This window comes from Pseudomonas sp. R1-7 (genome assembly GCF_051132105.1).
Lineage (GTDB): Bacteria > Pseudomonadota > Gammaproteobacteria > Pseudomonadales > Pseudomonadaceae > Aquipseudomonas.
This window is the reverse complement of sequence record NZ_CP071661.1, coordinates 3,503,422-3,518,511: the sequence shown is the minus strand read 5'-3', so window position 1 is coordinate 3,518,511 and position 15,090 is coordinate 3,503,422. Positions and strand designations below refer to the sequence as shown.

The 15,090-nt window shown below is 57.8% G+C and carries 17 protein-coding genes and 2 pseudogenes; 13 read left to right on the top strand and 6 right to left on the bottom strand.

Going from position 1 to position 15,090, the window contains the following annotated elements; translation table 11 throughout:
* Positions 1–186: 186 nt before the first annotated feature.
* A complete protein-coding gene (locus J3P79_RS15635; protein ID WP_434603930.1) occupies positions 187–1,509 on the top strand; it encodes an APC family permease in 1,323 nt (440 codons plus the stop codon).
* A gap of 445 nt (positions 1,510–1,954) precedes the next feature.
* Here the strand turns inward: J3P79_RS15635 and J3P79_RS15630 are convergent, their stop codons facing one another.
* Positions 1,955–2,224 carry a DUF6555 family protein gene (locus J3P79_RS15630; protein ID WP_434575625.1) on the bottom strand — a complete coding sequence of 90 codons (270 nt, stop codon included), beginning with the start codon at positions 2,222–2,224 and terminating at the stop codon, positions 1,955–1,957.
* Positions 2,225–2,400: 176 nt separating this feature from the next.
* Between J3P79_RS15630 and tnpA the strand changes: the two genes are divergently transcribed.
* From tnpA to J3P79_RS15610, 4 genes and pseudogenes are all read left to right on the top strand, one after another.
* Positions 2,401–2,721 (top strand): IS66-like element accessory protein TnpA, encoded by a 321-nt coding sequence (gene tnpA, locus J3P79_RS15625; protein WP_434603928.1) that lies wholly within the window; start codon positions 2,401–2,403, stop codon positions 2,719–2,721.
* Positions 2,722–2,730: 9 nt separating this feature from the next.
* Positions 2,731–2,895 (top strand): IS66 family insertion sequence element accessory protein TnpB, encoded by a 165-nt coding sequence (gene tnpB / locus J3P79_RS15620; RefSeq protein ID WP_434603926.1) that lies wholly within the window; start codon positions 2,731–2,733, stop codon positions 2,893–2,895.
* Positions 2,896–2,958: 63 nt separating this feature from the next.
* Entirely contained in the window at positions 2,959–4,491 is a 1,533-nt protein-coding gene (gene tnpC / locus J3P79_RS15615) for an IS66 family transposase (protein ID WP_434603924.1), read from the top strand.
* 31 nt (positions 4,492–4,522) lie between these two features.
* Positions 4,523–4,855, top strand: a pseudogene (locus tag J3P79_RS15610) (hypothetical protein); the annotation flags it as partial.
* 14 nt (positions 4,856–4,869) lie between these two features.
* Here the strand turns inward: J3P79_RS15610 and J3P79_RS15605 are convergent.
* Positions 4,870–5,253 carry a winged helix-turn-helix transcriptional regulator gene (locus tag J3P79_RS15605; RefSeq protein ID WP_434603922.1) on the bottom strand — a complete coding sequence of 128 codons (384 nt, stop codon included), beginning with the start codon at positions 5,251–5,253 and terminating at the stop codon, positions 4,870–4,872.
* 122 nt (positions 5,254–5,375) lie between these two features.
* On the opposite strand from J3P79_RS15605, the gene J3P79_RS15600 reads away from it, so the two are divergent.
* Together J3P79_RS15600 and J3P79_RS15595 are read left to right on the top strand one after the other, a co-directional pair.
* Entirely contained in the window at positions 5,376–5,579 is a 204-nt protein-coding gene (locus J3P79_RS15600) for a hypothetical protein (RefSeq protein WP_434603920.1), read from the top strand.
* 42 nt (positions 5,580–5,621) lie between these two features.
* Positions 5,622–5,840 carry a nuclear transport factor 2 family protein gene (locus J3P79_RS15595; protein WP_434603918.1) on the top strand — a complete coding sequence of 73 codons (219 nt, stop codon included), beginning with the start codon at positions 5,622–5,624 and terminating at the stop codon, positions 5,838–5,840.
* Positions 5,841–5,845: 5 nt separating this feature from the next.
* Here J3P79_RS15595 and J3P79_RS15590 read toward each other — a convergent pair whose 3' ends face one another.
* Positions 5,846–6,739, bottom strand: coding sequence for an AraC family transcriptional regulator (locus J3P79_RS15590; protein WP_029240836.1), 894 nt, complete (start codon positions 6,737–6,739; stop codon positions 5,846–5,848).
* A gap of 139 nt (positions 6,740–6,878) precedes the next feature.
* Between J3P79_RS15590 and J3P79_RS15585 the strand changes: the two genes are divergently transcribed.
* The 3 genes and pseudogenes from J3P79_RS15585 (at position 6,879) to J3P79_RS15575 (ending at position 9,011) form a co-directional block, all read left to right on the top strand.
* On the top strand, positions 6,879–7,622 hold the full coding sequence (locus J3P79_RS15585) for an SDR family NAD(P)-dependent oxidoreductase (protein WP_434603915.1): 744 nt from the start codon (positions 6,879–6,881) through the stop codon (positions 7,620–7,622).
* A gap of 14 nt (positions 7,623–7,636) precedes the next feature.
* On the top strand, positions 7,637–8,038 hold the full coding sequence (locus tag J3P79_RS15580; RefSeq protein WP_434603913.1) for a VOC family protein: 402 nt from the start codon (positions 7,637–7,639) through the stop codon (positions 8,036–8,038).
* Positions 8,035–9,011 (top strand): annotated as a pseudogene (locus tag J3P79_RS15575) (saccharopine dehydrogenase family protein). Before J3P79_RS15580 ends, J3P79_RS15575 begins: the two are co-directional and overlap by 4 nt.
* 490 nt (positions 9,012–9,501) lie before the next feature.
* Here J3P79_RS15575 and J3P79_RS15570 read toward each other — a convergent pair.
* Positions 9,502–10,185, bottom strand: coding sequence for an SOS response-associated peptidase family protein (locus tag J3P79_RS15570; RefSeq protein ID WP_434603912.1), 684 nt, complete (start codon positions 10,183–10,185; stop codon positions 9,502–9,504).
* A gap of 297 nt (positions 10,186–10,482) precedes the next feature.
* Here J3P79_RS15570 and J3P79_RS15565 point away from each other — a divergent pair, with 297 nt between their 5' ends.
* The 3 genes from J3P79_RS15565 (at position 10,483) to J3P79_RS15555 (ending at position 12,785) form a co-directional block, all read left to right on the top strand.
* On the top strand, positions 10,483–11,658 hold the full coding sequence (locus J3P79_RS15565) for a hypothetical protein (protein ID WP_434603910.1): 1,176 nt from the start codon (positions 10,483–10,485) through the stop codon (positions 11,656–11,658).
* On the top strand, positions 11,655–12,380 hold the full coding sequence (locus tag J3P79_RS15560) for a ferritin-like domain-containing protein (RefSeq protein ID WP_434603908.1): 726 nt from the start codon (positions 11,655–11,657) through the stop codon (positions 12,378–12,380). The genes J3P79_RS15565 and J3P79_RS15560 overlap by 4 nt, the downstream gene beginning before the upstream one ends.
* Before the next feature lie 75 nt (positions 12,381–12,455).
* A complete protein-coding gene (locus tag J3P79_RS15555; protein ID WP_434603906.1) occupies positions 12,456–12,785 on the top strand; it encodes a hypothetical protein in 330 nt (109 codons plus the stop codon).
* A gap of 558 nt (positions 12,786–13,343) precedes the next feature.
* On the opposite strand, the gene J3P79_RS15550 is transcribed toward J3P79_RS15555, so the two are convergent.
* Together J3P79_RS15550 and J3P79_RS15545 are read right to left on the bottom strand one after the other, a co-directional pair.
* Positions 13,344–13,562 carry a DUF7660 family protein gene (locus J3P79_RS15550; RefSeq protein WP_434603904.1) on the bottom strand — a complete coding sequence of 73 codons (219 nt, stop codon included), beginning with the start codon at positions 13,560–13,562 and terminating at the stop codon, positions 13,344–13,346.
* A gap of 289 nt (positions 13,563–13,851) precedes the next feature.
* Positions 13,852–15,009 carry an alpha/beta hydrolase family protein gene (locus J3P79_RS15545; protein WP_434603902.1) on the bottom strand — a complete coding sequence of 386 codons (1,158 nt, stop codon included), beginning with the start codon at positions 15,007–15,009 and terminating at the stop codon, positions 13,852–13,854.
* Between the last annotated feature and the right edge of the window lie 81 nt (positions 15,010–15,090).

Here is a 15,090-nt window from a genome sequence, read left to right as displayed (position 1 = left end):
CTTGTGCCACTTGAGGATTTTGAGCCTTTGAGACTGGCGGTTCGCGAGCTAATCCACTCTTGTGCCGCACCTCCATCGGCGATTAAGTGAACTTTTAGCCTGCGAATTTTTCCACTGCTCAGAGGTTATGCGAGGGCATGACGCTCGGATGAATCTTGCGAAAAAAATCCCCTGGCAGAGCCTCAAATGACAATAAACCCGTCACAACCCAAGCCCTCTTTGCGCCGCGCCGTCACGGGGCCGATGCTGTTTCTGTTCATCCTTGGCGATGTACTGGGCGCTGGCGTTTATGCGCTGGCGGGTACCATCGCCGGAGAGGTAGGCGGGGCGATCTGGGTGCCGTTGTTGATCGCGTTGTTTTTCGCCATGCTGACGGCAGGATCGTACGCCGAACTTGTCTCGAAATATCCTCACGCGGGTGCGGCGTCGGTGTTTGCCGAAAAGGCTTTCAAGTCACCGCTGATATCGTTCCTGGTCGGTTTTTGCATGCTCGCCGCGGCGGTGACCAGCGCCGCCGGTCTCTCTCTGGCCTTCGCGGGGGATTATCTTGGCGCATTCATCCAGGTATCACCCCACGTTGCTGCGCTGGTCTTCCTGCCGGTCATTGCCCTCTTAAATGCGCGAGGGATCAAGGAATCGCTGGGGGCGAATCTGCTGATGACCGTGATCGAGCTGTCAGGGCTGATGTTGGTCATCGTTGCTGCGGGTTACTTTTTCAGTTCTGGCGAAGCTGAACTGGCAAGGGCGCTGGAGTTCAAGCCTGGGGTCAGTCCAATACTGGCGGTGTTGGGCGCGGCGTTGCTGGCGTTCTATTCGTTCGTGGGTTTTGAGACGTCCGCTAATCTCGCGGAAGAAATCAAGGATGTCCGCAAGGTATACCCACGGGCCTTGTTCGCGGCGCTGATTACCGCAGGGGCGGTTTACATGGCCGTTGGGGTCGCCGCGTCCTCAGTGTTGCCAACGGAGAAACTGCTCGCCACATCGGCCCCATTACTCGAAGTGGTTCGGGCTTCCGGGCTCGACGTTTCGCCGCGCCTGTTCGCCTTTATCGCGCTCATCGCGGTGGCCAACGGAGCGCTGCTGACCATGATCATGGCCAGTCGACTCACCTATGGGATGGCAAATCTGGGGCTGTTGCCAGATGTCCTGGGACGGGTCCTGCCGCACAGGCGCACACCGTGGGCGGCGATTATTGCAACGACGCTCGTCGCCATCGCACTGACGCTGACAGGAACGTTGGCGACCTTGGCGCAAACCGTGGTGCTGCTTTTATTGTTCGTGTTCCTTAGCACCAACATGGCCGTGCTGGTGTTACGCAAGGACAAGGTTGCAGAGGAACATTTTCAGGTTCCCACCTGGGTACCCTGGCTGGCGATCCTGTCTTGCCTCGTATTGCTGAGTCAGCAAAACATGGGCACTTGGCTGCGAGGCGGGGCACTTGTTTTAGTGGGTGTGCTGCTGTATGTGTTTACCCGGCTTACCGTGCCTACCGTTGTTAAGCTTAACTAGCCGAGTAAATGGCACGATTAAAGCGTAGATTTTGAGTGGACCGCCTGTTTTGGGGACCAGGAAGAGTACTCTTCCTGCCTGACTCGCTGAGTTCGTTAACTTGAAAAAGCACCAATCGAGTAGCTCAAGCATTTGTTTAGGGGCTTGGGCGGGTAGGGGAAGTGCTTCTGCCCGCATCGAGACGATGCTGACAATTAAACAGTGTTTTGTATGCACCGCTAAGTCAGAGACCCTTAGCTCTGAATGATGTAATACGAGACTCGGATCATCATGGCAGATCATCGTCATGAGGCCGCTCAGCATCGACCATTTATGCGGCCGCAATCCTTCGGTATCCCCCTTCCGTTGCGTCGACAAAGGAGTCAGAAGGTCCTTCAGATACCAGACGCTTTATGGTGGAGGGCGGTCGCGAATCAGCTTAAGGACCACCCTCTTCATGAAGGAGCTAATACCTTGGTGGGACGTAGGCGGCGGGCTTGAAAGGTTCTGCGCCCGACAAGCGCCAGCGAACATTGGAAATGCCTAAACGCTCCGCGAGGGGTTTGCTGACACGCCTGACCTTTTCTCGACCGAACTTCGGAATCCGGCCCACGCCCGCATCGCAACTCGCCCAATGCCATGCCTCAGCGTTATTCATGATGTCTAAGCGAATGATGAAAGACTTCGGCACTCCATGTATTTCGTAATCGATTATGTACAACGTGGCTGAGGGCATCGTTATTCCTCCCGGTGAGGAGTTACTGAGTACTTGGAGGGCTTTTAATTCAATCCATCTGACGAGGCTGGACGTAGGTAAGCGTCCGGCGAACTCACCTTCCGAACTACAGCTTTAAGGGCGAGGTGTCCGCGTATTTTTAAGCGGACGCGATCACCCTCATCGCCAGGATTTCCATGCGCCAACGAAGCTCTTATCCGAAACCATTCAAAGCCCAAGTCGTTCAGGAATGCCTGCAACCTGGCGCAACCGTATCCAGTGTCGCCATCAACCACGGCATCAATGCCAACGTCATCTGCAAATGGATGCCACTCTATCGAGATCAGCCCCCAGCGACTTCACTACCGGCATTCGTACCGCTAAAAGCCGCACCTAAACGGCCTGCCGAAGCGTCAGTGATCATCGAGTTGCCCATGGCCGGCCAAGTGATCACAGTGAAATGGCCAACCTCAGATCCCGAGGGCTGCGCGCAATTTATCCGGGCTGTCGCTCAATGATCCGCATCGATGGGCGTCTGGCTTGCAGCGCGGCGGCTGAATCAAGGCAAGTTCCACTGGCCCGGCATTCGCCATGGCTGCGAGGTCGAACTCGACAGTGAACAACTCCAGGCTTTGGTGCTGGGCCTGCCGTGGCAGCGCGTCGGCGCAGGCGGTGTGATCAGCATGCTGTAAACGTCGGCCATTTGGCCGGTCTGCTTGTCGTCGTTACGTGCCTGCTCTGGCACAATCGGCGGCATGACTTTCTCGCCCAACCTCGACCAGATGACGCCGGAACAGCTTCGTGCCTTGGCGGCACAGGCGTTGCAGTTGCAGTCCCAGGTCGAGGCGATGAGCAAGAAGATTCAGAACGATGGAGGCATCATCGAGCAGCTCACTTACGAAATCGCCCTTCTCAAACGCCACAAGTTCGCCAAGCGCAGCGAGCAAATCAGCCCGGCGCAAGGCGGCTTGCTGGATGACCTGCTCGATACTGATCTTGAAGCGATCGAGGCCGAGCTGAAACAGCTTCTCCCAGCTTCGCCGCAGGCCGAAGCCCGGCAATCCCCGAAACGTGCGCCCTTGCCGCCGCAGTTTCCACGCACCGTGATTCGACACGAACCAGAAAGCACTCAGTGCGGCTGTGGCTGCCAACTTCAGCGCATCGGCGAAGACGTCAGCGAGAAGCTGGATTACACGCCAGGCGTGTTTACCGTTGAGCAACACGTACGTGACAAATGGGCCTGCCGTCAGTGCGAAACACTGATCCAGGCGCCGGTGCCGGCGCAGGTTATCGACAAAGGTATCCCGACCGCAGGCCTGCTGCCCCACGTCATGGTGGCCAAGTTTGCCGATCACTTGCCGCTGTACCGGCAGGAAAAGATCTTTGGTCGTGCCGGACTGGCCATTGCTCGCTCTACCTTAGCCCAGTGGGTCGGGCAAACCGGTGTGCGGCTCCAGCCGCTGGTCGATGCACTGCGTGAAGCTGTGCTGAGCCAAAGCGTAATTTACGCCGATGAAACACCGGTACAAATGCTTGCGCCGGGCGAGAAGAAAACCCACCGAGCGTATGTCTGGGCCTATAGCACTACGCCGTTTTCGGCGCTCAAAGCGGTGGTTTACGACTTCAGCCCAAGCCGTGCCGGCGAACATGCGCGTAATTTTCTGGGTACGTGGAGCGGCAAGTTGGTCTGTGACGACTTCGCCGGTTACAAGGCCAGCTTCGAGCTGGGCATCCCGGAAATCGGCTGCATGGCTCATGCTCGCCGCAAGTTCTTCGACCTGCATATAGCCAATAAAAGCCAGCTGACTGAACAGGCGCTGCACTCAATTGGCGGTTTGTACGAGGTTGAACGCCAGGCTCGGGACATGAGCAACGAACGTTGGCGAATACGTCAGGAAATGGCGGTACCGATCAGCAAAACACTGCATGACTGGATGTTGGCCCAGCGCGACCTGGTGCCCAATGGATCAACCACGGCCAAAGCCCTCGACTACAGCCTGAAACGCTGGGTAGCGCTGACGCGCTACTTGAACGATGGGGCTGTGCCCATCGACAACAACCAGGTCGAGAACCAGATACGGCCATGGGCACTCGGACGCTCGAACTGGTTATTTGCCGGGTCGTTGCGCAGTGGCAAACGGGCGGCGGCGATCATGAGCCTAATCCAGTCGGCGCGCATGAATGGGCATGATCCGTATGCCTATCTCAAAGATGTGCTGACGCGGCTGCCGACACAGCGTGCCAGTGAGATCGGGCAGCTGCTGCCGCATCAGTGGGGGCCGGCCTGACTTACGCGAGGCGAGGTGGCGGACGCTTACGCGAGAAGAAGACTCTAATGAGTTCGTTAAGGAAATCGTGCTCCAGCAGCTATGGGGCGGGAGGTACTCACGGCCCATTGTTGACGCTGGGTCAACGCTGCTCGGATTTCTGACGTCGTTCAAAGAAGAAGTCGAGATCGTCACTGACGCCCCTAATTACGACTGGGAGCCTTTGTGCGACTTGGTTTATGAGGACGGACGCTGGCCCAGGATCGTTCGTAATTTTCCTACCGATGCAACGACGCTCAAGCCAACCCGCGAAGGTGCGGAGCTGTCCCACCACGCTTTGCTCGATGCCAGGATTATCGCTGGCATGTTTGCATCTGTTAGCTGAGTGATCCAACAGTGTCATTTCGCTTCTGTTTCGCGCTCATCAAAATCCAATTGCGCCTTGACGACTGTCGCCAGATGCACAATCGTCCAGATATGTAGAGCTTTGAAAGGTTCTTCCAGTGTCCGCCCCAGCGGCGTGATTCGATACTCCACCCCCACTTGTGAAGAGGGTATGACACGGCGCGCAAGGAACCCGTTGCGTTCGAGCCTTCTGAGCGCCTGGGTCAGCGCTTTTTGAGTGATACCGTCCAGGCACCGCTTCAGTTCGTTAAAGCGAAGCGGCTTTTCACACAGTGTCGTGAGAATCAACATCGTCCACTTGTCACCGATCTGATCCAACAAATAGCGGCTTGGACAGCTGGCCGTCCCGCTTGATATGTCGATGTTGGTATTATTCATGGATCACGCCTCGCGCTCGCGCATGTGGTGTATTTGGATATACCTGATTACTTTAAAGTGCGTAATTGTTATTTGATCCGCATCTTATACCCTGAGGCTTTAGTTAACTTAGGGTGTTAGCCATGTCCTCTCAATACGATCAAGAAACCGCTGACAAGCTTGCAGTCGCCGAAGCTTTATATGACTACGCTGCAAGTATTGATCTTCGTGATGCCGGTCTTATGGCCTCGGTGCTTACAGATAGTGCCGCTTCTGATTTCCGGCCCGCAGCAGCCAAAGCCGGTTTCGAATACCCTGTTCTTGAAGGTCGTGACACCATCGTATAGGCCCTCATGACGTCACTTAGCCGAGTCGATACCACGCACTCTGTGAACAATCCCCGCGTCGCCCTTGAAGGGGATAAGGCGGTGCTGGATGCGTTGGTAGAAGCCCAACATGTTTTGAAAACTGATCACTCCCGTTCCTATCTCATGAAAAACCGTTACGACGTGAAGCTGGTCAGGCAGGGTGAAACCTGGCGCATTCAGCACTTCGTGGTGGACAACGTCTGGCGGACGGGAGATCCCGCAGTCCTCGCCGGTATTTGATCTGATCAGGCCCTTGAAACTTTACTCTCGTGCTGAATGCGCGCAGCGTCTCGTGAGGGCGGTAGCCCGAAGACTTTTGCGTAATCTCGGCTGAACTGGGTGCTGCTTTCATACCCGACTTCAAAGGCAGCCGCAGTGACGCTTCTGGCGTTGGCAACCATAAGGGTGCGAGCCTGAAGCAGGCGTACACGCTTCTGATATTGCAGAGGGCTCAGTGTGGTTACCGCCTTGAAGTGTCGGTGAAATGCCGAAACGCTCATCGCTGCTTTCTCTGCCATATGTTCTACCCGAATAGATTCGGCGAAGTCGCGGCGGATCCACTGAATGGCCTGATTGACGCGGGCCATCGCAGAGTCCGGCGCGGCGATTTCACGCAGCATCCAGCCGTGAGGGCCTTGGAGTACACGGTAGAGGATCTCGCGTTCGTATGCGGGCGCCAGGGCGGCGATACTTTGCGGGTCACCCATCAAGCGCAGCAGGCGCACCCAAGCGTCCATCAACTGAGGCGTGACCGGCGCTACTGAAAAACCCGGATCTTGGTCATGGCGATCAGCCGGAAGAGGTAGGTCGGCCAGCAGCGTGGTTAGCGCCACCGGGTCGAGCGTCAAGCTTACCGCGAGATAAGGCTCTCCGGTCGACGCCGGATGAACTGTGCCCACGGCGGGCAGCTCGATGGACATCACGAAGTACGTCGCCGGGTCATAGTGCAACGTCTGCTCCCCGACGGTCATGGTTTTACTGCCCTGGAGAATCAGGTTGATCATCGGCTCGTAGACGGCGGCCAGCATGTGCTCGGGAATCTCACCCTGCACCATGGCTACCCTGGGAATTCCTGTCTCAGTGCGCCGATTTTCAGCACTTGAGGTCAGGGCTCGCAGTTCATTCAATTGTGTGGTCATGGGCTGGATCCTGCCCGGCTCGTTTGGGACTTGGCAAGCAAAAAGCAGAAACAGGCAGGTTTCGAGTAGGAATGGCCACGTTCTGGATGGCCGGAGACTCTACTGTGGAGGCTCAAGTCATCGACACGGGAAGTGCACCATGGGCGTCATCGTTATCACCGGAGGCAGTCGCGGCATCGGCGCCAGCGGCGCTCTCCATATTGCCGAACGGGGCATGGGCGTCATCCTTACCTACAACCAGAATCCTGATGCAGCTCACCAGGTCGTCCGGCAAATCGAGGCCGCTGGCGGCAAGGCGGTTGCGCTGCGACTGGACGTGAGTAACACCTCAAGCTTTGCTGCATTTCGTGATGCCGTGGTCTCCGCTCTGGAAATTACCTGGGGCACAAACACGCTGGCAGGTCTGGTAAACAACGCAGGCTACGGTCTGTTCAACCCGCTTGAGTCAGTCAGCGAGGAGCAATTCGACGGCCTGTTCGCAGTGCACCTCAAGGGGCCTTTCTTCCTCACTCAAACGCTGCTGCCGCTACTTGAAGATGGCGCGAGCATCGTCAACCTGACCAGTGCCACAACGCGCGTCGCGACAGCAGGGGTCGCGCCGTATGCGGCCTTTAAAGGCGGTCTCGAAGTACTGACCCGCTACATGGCGAAAGAATTGTGTGAGCGCGGTATTCGTGCCAATGCGGTTTCGCCTGGTGCCATTCGTACTGAGCTGGGGGGCGGTTTGAACGATGAGTTTGAAGCCATGCTGGCCGGTCAGACAGCACTGGGCCGGGTGGGCGAGCCGCAAGACGTCGCTCGTGTTATTGCGATGCTGCTCTTTCAGGAAAGCGCCTGGATCAACGCGCAAACCATCGAAGTCGCAGGCGGCTACATCATCTGAATCATGGAGGCTCCATGCTCGATCATATTTTTCTCTCGGTAAGCGACATCAAGCGCTCGATACACTTTTATGAGGCAGCACTGACGCCGCTTGGCATCACGGCGCGTCTGGATTACGAAGGCAAGGACGGGCCTCCTGGTCATCCTGACCTCAAGGGCTTTGGCGCCCATGGCCGAATGTTCTTCTGGCTGCGCGAAGGGGTGGTGGAGGGACAGGCGGTGCACGTAGGTTTCGTGGCCAATAGCCGTGCCGAGGTCGATGTCGCCTATGCAGCGGCCATCGCCCAAGGGGCAACAGACAATGGCCCTCCCGGCGCACGTCTGCATTACGACCCGAACTACTACGCGGCCAACGTCCTCGACCCGGACGGCTATAGCCTCGAATTCGTTTACAAGAATTGGCAGCACGCCCAATGAAAACTCTGATGATTTATGGTGCGACCGGCTATACCGGACGCATGGCCGCGCAGCACGCCAAAGCGGTGGGCCTGGATCTGATTCTGGCAGGCCGTAGCGCTGACCGACTGGCGCCTCTGGCTGCCGAACTGGAGCTGCCATTTCGCGTATTTGGCGCTGAAGGTGTGACGGCAGACGCATTGGACGGTATCAGCGTGCTGCTGAATTTCGCCGGGCCATTCGCATATACCGCAGAGCCTTTGATGCGCGCCTGTATCGGGACAGGGGTGGACTACCTCGACATCACCGCAGAGATCAACGTTTACCGGCTGGCCGAGTCATTGAATCTCGAAGCTGCGCAAGCGGGTGTCATGTTGTTGCCTGGCGTTGGCTGGGACGTGGTGCCGACCGACTGCCTGGCTCTGCATGTCTCAGCCAGGGTTGAACAACCCCAATCGTTGAACGTGGCGCTGCAATGGCAGGCCCCATGTCTCGCGGCTCGGCATCAAGCGTGAGTGAGATCATCGGCGCAGGGGTTCTGGCGCGTATTGAAGGGGAACTCGTGGCAGTCCCCGACCAGCCTCCCCGCGAGTTTGATTTTGGCGCTGGCCCAAAGCTGTGTGTGCCATTGTCATTCGGGGATCTGGTTACGGGCTGGCGCTCCACAGGTATTCCTAACATAGCCGTGTACGTGCACATCCCGGATGCCGCCTTTCCCGAGGGCGACCTCTCGCTATTGCCGGAAGGCCCGAGTGAAGAGCAGCGTCTGGCGCATCGAGCATTGGCCGTGGCCGAGGTCGTGGATGCAGATAGCAGTGTGGCCCGCTCGGTGATCGAGACCGTCAACGGGTACACCTACACACCGCTGGCGGCGGTTGAGGCGGCTCGCCGAGTGCTGAGCGGGGAACGGCGCGCAGTTTTTGAAACCCCGGCACACCTGCTCGGCGTCGGTTTCGCCGAAACCGTTGCCGGTACAACAATCACCGATTTCTAGCCAGAGTTGGGCAGCCGAGTGAATGCTGCCCTGACGTGATTAATCGAAAAACAACGACTAAGGGGCGACTTTGGGCGATCAGGCGTTGAGAGATAAGGTCATCGCGCCCGCTTAAAATACGCGAACACCATCGCCCTTAATGCTGGACTTCGGAAGGTGAGTTAGCCGGACGCTTACGGACGTAGGCGCCGAGGTGCATACCTAATCAGCTTTGGCGATGAATAACAGGCATACAATCCCGGCAAAGCTATTGATGGTCGGCGCGGTAGCCAACGGAAAATTGAGTTATCGTTGACTCGGTGGCCGGAGCGGCAATGGATTGCTAGGGCTGCCGACGGCGGTGCCTTTTTCCTGCGTTCCAGAATTGTTGCGGTGGCGGTTGCGGTATGTGACGACGGCTCGAACGCAATGCAGCGGACCGTCAGAAATTTGTAAACAATTTCGGATAAAAGTCCTTCCTTATAGAGATGTTTCCAACACCATATAGCGGTCATCCTCGCCTTCCTAGGACCCGTCGCTCAGTTGTCAATAAGTGTTCAAGCTGCGGTTCGGCAATCGCCATATGCATGGCGATCTGCTGCGCTTGCCCCCATTGTAAGTCGGGCTGGAGCCATACCAACGCATCTTCGCGGGTAAAGGCCAGCACTCTTTGCTGCTCGCTGACGATCTCGCCGTAGGTCACTAGGGCAAGGCCATCGCAACCATTTGGCGTTTCACTGGCCTGGGCTAGGGCCGCAAGGAATATCGGTGACGACTGGCGGGAGGTCGTGTAGCTGAGGCGGCGGGACGGTACAGCCACGTCAGGTTCTAACGTTTCATACCAACCATCGACCGCTATCAAGACTCTGCCGTCGCGCTTGACCCGGTCAAAGACTTTGGAACGCATCACCAGGTGCAAGGGCAGGTGGGTCAGCGGCGGCATCGTGCCCATCGACCAGACGGGCGACCACCCCCAGCGCACCTTGATGCACTCCAGCCGCCCGCCACGGTTGCGTATGGCGCTGACCTGCATGTTCGGCTTGATCACGCTTTGTCGCTGATGCAGCGCGGGCGCCGCCGCGGCGTGAAGACTGTCGGCGGGCAAGCTTGATGAGTTGGCGCTGAAGGGCTCGCGCTGGGCAAAGAACGCCAGGGAATCTTTGGAAGAAACAGGCTGAACGAAACATTCACACATCGCGAAAACTCCAGGCAGATATGGACTACAACCCGCCGTTGAAGCCGAAAAAAAACGAGTCGTCTTCGGTCGGTTGCAGCGGTGTTATGTAGCTCCGAGCCGGCGCGCCAAAGCTTGGTTCGAAAATCCTTATCGTCATCGGATGAGCGGAAAAATCAAGCGGCGTTTCATCCGCTTATGCGACCGCTCATCGTCTGCACGGAGAGCCGCGCAATTTCCGAAGGTCCGTTCGTTTTGTCCCCGCTGCTGTTGCATCGACGGCGTATCGCGAGGCTTCTGATGAAGGAGAAATGACCCATGACCAAAATCGACAACCTGCTGGATAACAAAGGGACGCCGCTGGACAAGCAGACGTTCACCTGGCGTGACCTGGCCGGCAAACCCATCAGCAAACTGGATGACGATGCGTTCACGCGGGTGCGGGTGATCCTGATGAACGGCGTCGAATCCGACGCGCTGCGGCTCAAGCATTTCGGCGCGCGTTTCCACAAGGAATTGCAACTGCCCCTGGCCCAGGTAAGGCGTGCCGAGCAGCATCAGATGACCGCGATAAACTGGCTGCTGTCGGCTGATCATTCGCCTCTTGAAACTACCGTGGCCTACGAACAGGTCGCCATCGAAGTCACCGCCGCGGTGGCCCAGAACGAGCCGGATCCTTACCAGGCGCAGACATACCGCTTCGGTTTGCTGGAAGATTTCGACCACCTCTACCGTTACGCCGCGATGCTTGATCGCCTGGAAGGCAAGGACGCCAATAACATCCTGCAAGGCTACACCGACATCGTGCCCGGCCGGCCCACCAGCGAGCACCACCGCGCCCCCGGCGATGACCTTCGAAACAACTATCAGAAGGACAGCGCCGCACTGATCACCAAAATCCATGCCGCGCTGATTACCGGCGCGGAATACCAGACCCACGATTACTACATGAACATCGGCCCGCTGTTCGCTGACCCGGTGGCACGGGCGTTGTACGCCGAGATTGCCTCGGTGGAGGAACAGCACGTCACCCAGTACGGCTCGCTGCAGGACCCCAGCGAATCCTTCATGGAGAAGTGGCTGGTGCATGAGGCGATGGAGGTCTACACCTACGCCAGTTGCGCCGAGCAGGAAGAAAACCCGCGCATCAAAGCGATGTGGGAACGCTTCCTCGACTACGAACTGGGCCACTTGAACCTGGCCTGCGAGTTGTTCAAGAAACACGAACGGCGCGATCCCGCCGAAATCCTGGCCGGTCCGCTGCCACGCATGATTGCCTTCAAGAGCCAGCGCGATTTTGTCCGCGAGACGTTGTCCCGGGAAGTCGACCTGCGCGCCCATGGCATAGACTACGTGCCCAAGGAGCGCGAAGGCCATGCGTCCCTCGACTACCGCGCCCAGCTCAACAGCGAAGGCGTGCCCGCCAACATCGTCTCCGCCGGCTACACCTTCAAGCCCGGCACCGAACTCAACCCAGTGGGAGAACAGCAATGAGCGAACATCAAGTGATCATCGGCATGAATCGTACCGGCGCCCAGATGTCTCCCGAAGACACTACTCGCCAACTGGAAGCCACCCGCCTGTTTCCGGCGGATGTGCCGGGCGACATGAGCGACTACACCGCAGAGCGCGAGCGCGCTATTCGCGAGGCCGACCTGATCGGCTCGGTACCGGCACCGGGTTCGGTCAAAGGCATGGTCAAGACCGCACTGGACAAAACCATCGGCAAGGCGCCGGAAGTGCTGCTGGACAAGCTCGGCGAACGCCTGGCCTTCGAACGCACCGGCGTGAGGCTGTATGAGGCGATGGTCGCCAAGGCCACGTCCGCGCCCGGTGCCGACCCAGCATTGGTGGAAACCTTGCGTCAGATCCAGGCCGAGGAACTGGAGCACATGAACATCGTGCGCGAAGCCATCGAAACCCTCGGCGGCGACCCGACGGCCATGACGCCTTGCGCGGACGTGGCGGGCGTCAAGGCCATGGGCGTGTTGCAAGTATTGACTGACCCACGCACAACCGTCTCGCAATCGATGAGCGCGATCCTGACCATCGAACTGGAAGACAACGCGGCTTGGGAACTGCTGATCGAGCTGGCGCACAAGGGTGGTCATCCGCTGATCGCCAAGCGCTTCGGCCATGCGCTGGAACAGGAGGAAACGCACCTGGCCACGGTGCGCAACTTCATCAAGCAAGACCTGCTTGCGCAAGTGAGCTGAGCTTGCTTGTAACTGGCTCCACCCTGGTTGACCCGGGGTGGGCCGCTGGTTCGAACTCCAAAAGGACAACCGCCCGTGAGTGAAACCGACCTTGAGATGGAATTGAAAGCCTGGCGGCTTTTGCTCGAAGACGACGCGTATCGCCTGGACTTTCCCGAGAATTATCGCGACACGCTGATTCGGCGCGCCGATGAATTGGTGTTGCATCAATTTATCAGCCTGGAGGACTGGCAACTGCTCAAAGATGCGGCCGACCAGGCTTATCAACTGACGGTGGAAATGCTGGCGCGCAATCAGCACGATTGTCTCAACCTAGCCTCGTTGTGCCTGCTTGGGACGGGAGGGACGGGGGAGCGAAAGGAATGCGTAGGGTCGTCTATCCTCGTTCAATGTATGAAAAAGTGAGCGACTAAGGCTCGGTGTGAGGGGGCGTCGTGGGCGCCAATCAGGCGCAAATGTAACTGCTGATATGCATGGCATTCGCGGCGCGGACGATGCAATCGTGACCTGCGAGCTAGCCGGATTTCGCCGATGGGTTCTGGATCATTTGACAGGATGATTGTCCAGAGCCAAGGCACCCGTCCTATTGGCTATGGGTCGCATGAGTTGGCGCAGCCCGGCATCACTCCTCTTGGCCTTGATACTCCCCAAAAACAAGTCCAGAATTGAGTCTTTTCCTGCTTCGGCAAGAAAGGAAACCCCTTAGATTTCAATGGGTCGGACATCAGATGCGAGTCTCGTTTCCCGCTCCAAGATTCAGAAAAAAGCCACTCAGATGAGTGGCTTTTTTTGTGCCTAAAAAATGTCTGCACTCATGTCGACAGGCTACTTCGGGCCCAGCCTGTGTGAAAACACCGCCGAGCAGTTCAAGACCTGCGGTTTGAAGCAGTATGAGTCGATAGTGGATTTTCACGACCGGCAGCCTTTGTTCGGTCGTAGTCCTTCGAACAGCAATGGCTGGGCTCACTCATAAAATTTACCAGCCAGCAAAATGGCCGCACAGCGTTGCCATACGTTTGATCTACTGGCCCTCACAGGGGAACTGCGTGAGCTGGCAGTCGCCCACGCTGCGGCAGCATCAAGAAAGGTATCAATAGAGCCGTTTTCCCATCCCAACGCCCCCGGTCCATAGGGAGACGACGGAGAGGTCTCTTCCAGCAAACGCTCATCGGCGAAATCCATACCTAGAGCTTCAATGAATCCGAAGAATGGCTGTTCGTCGTCTACGGTTTTACTCCGTCTGCCTTGCACCTCGTTAACGTCAAAAATCTAAAGGTTGGTTAAAGCAGTACCCAAAATCATGGGTACACAATGCGGACGACACCCTCGTTAAAAGCTGCTTCCGATCGAATAGGCGCAACCACCGAAGCACGTTTGACAGCGGGGCGATGGGCACGCATTCATGCCCATCGCGCGGTCGCACCGGACGCTCAGGCCCCGGCCGCATGCCGGAGCATGAATTTCATACCTGTCATGCAGTGCGACCACCGAGCACTTCAGCCACCCAGTCGGCGATGTACTGGCCGGCATTGATACTGTTATCGAAGCTCGAGTGCTGTACGCCACCCTCGCGCTCGGTGAAGACTTTCAGTTCGCGTTTTGGGCTGTTGACCAATTGTTCGTAAGTGCGGTGTGCCCACTTCAACGGAATCTGCGAATCCTTTTCACCGTGGGTGACCAGGAAGGGAACCTTGATGCGATCCAGGATGCCATCCAGATGCACATTTTCGGCGATGGCCATGAATTCGTCGGTGTCCTTGGCGCCCCATACCCACGAGACGTGCGACCAGTAATGCGGGACCGGGAAGCTGCCTTCCTTTTCCAAGCGGCGTTTCTGCACGTCGCGCCAGTCATGATTGGCCCCCCAGACGACACCGCAAGCGAAGCGCGGCTCGAAGGCCACGGCGCGCGGGCAGTAATAACCTCCGAGTGATACGCCTTCCAACCCAATGCGTTTGGCGTCGACATCGTCGCGGGTTTCCAACCAATCCACCACGCGACTGGCCCAATGTTCGCTGTCAAAACGCGCAGTCAGGTTATGTAGCCGGAGCGCTTCGCCTGTCCCGGGTTGGTCGATGATCAGCGACGACACGCCACGTTTGGCCAGCCAGGTGGGCAGGCCGACGCGATATTTCATTTCTTTGGTGGAGTCGAGTCCATTGACCTGCACCAGAATCGGCGCTGGGCCGCTGACACCTTCGGCACGGACCAACAGACCGGAAATATGTTTGCCTTCGTAAGGGATTTCCACGCGCTCGCAGTTTTCTCGTGCCAGGTCGATACCGCGTTGGAACGTGCGCAGAAAGCGCTGGTACAGCTCGGCGCGGCCAGGGGCACCGTGGGCCTGTAGGCGTTCGCAGCTCAGGTAGTAGGTCGCGGCGCGGTTGTATTTTTCACCGGCTGACAGCATTCGCCCCTTGCCTTCGTCTTCTTCAGCCAGGCCGCACAGCTTGTCGGCCATGTTCGCCCAGGTCTCACGAAACGCCTTGCTGCCGGCGGCGTCCGGTTGCTTGGCGGCTTCCTGCAGCGGCGCGCACATTTCTTCGATTTCGCCGATGCGGGCGCCCATTTCAATGGCCAGGTCGACGGAAAGATTCCACACGTAGTTGGTCGGGAAGTAGCGAAACATGATTGTTATTGTCCTTGTGCAAGCAAAGGCGGGCGGCCAGGGCCGGAGCGGGGGATCGCCAGACCTGACGGTTCGAAGCAG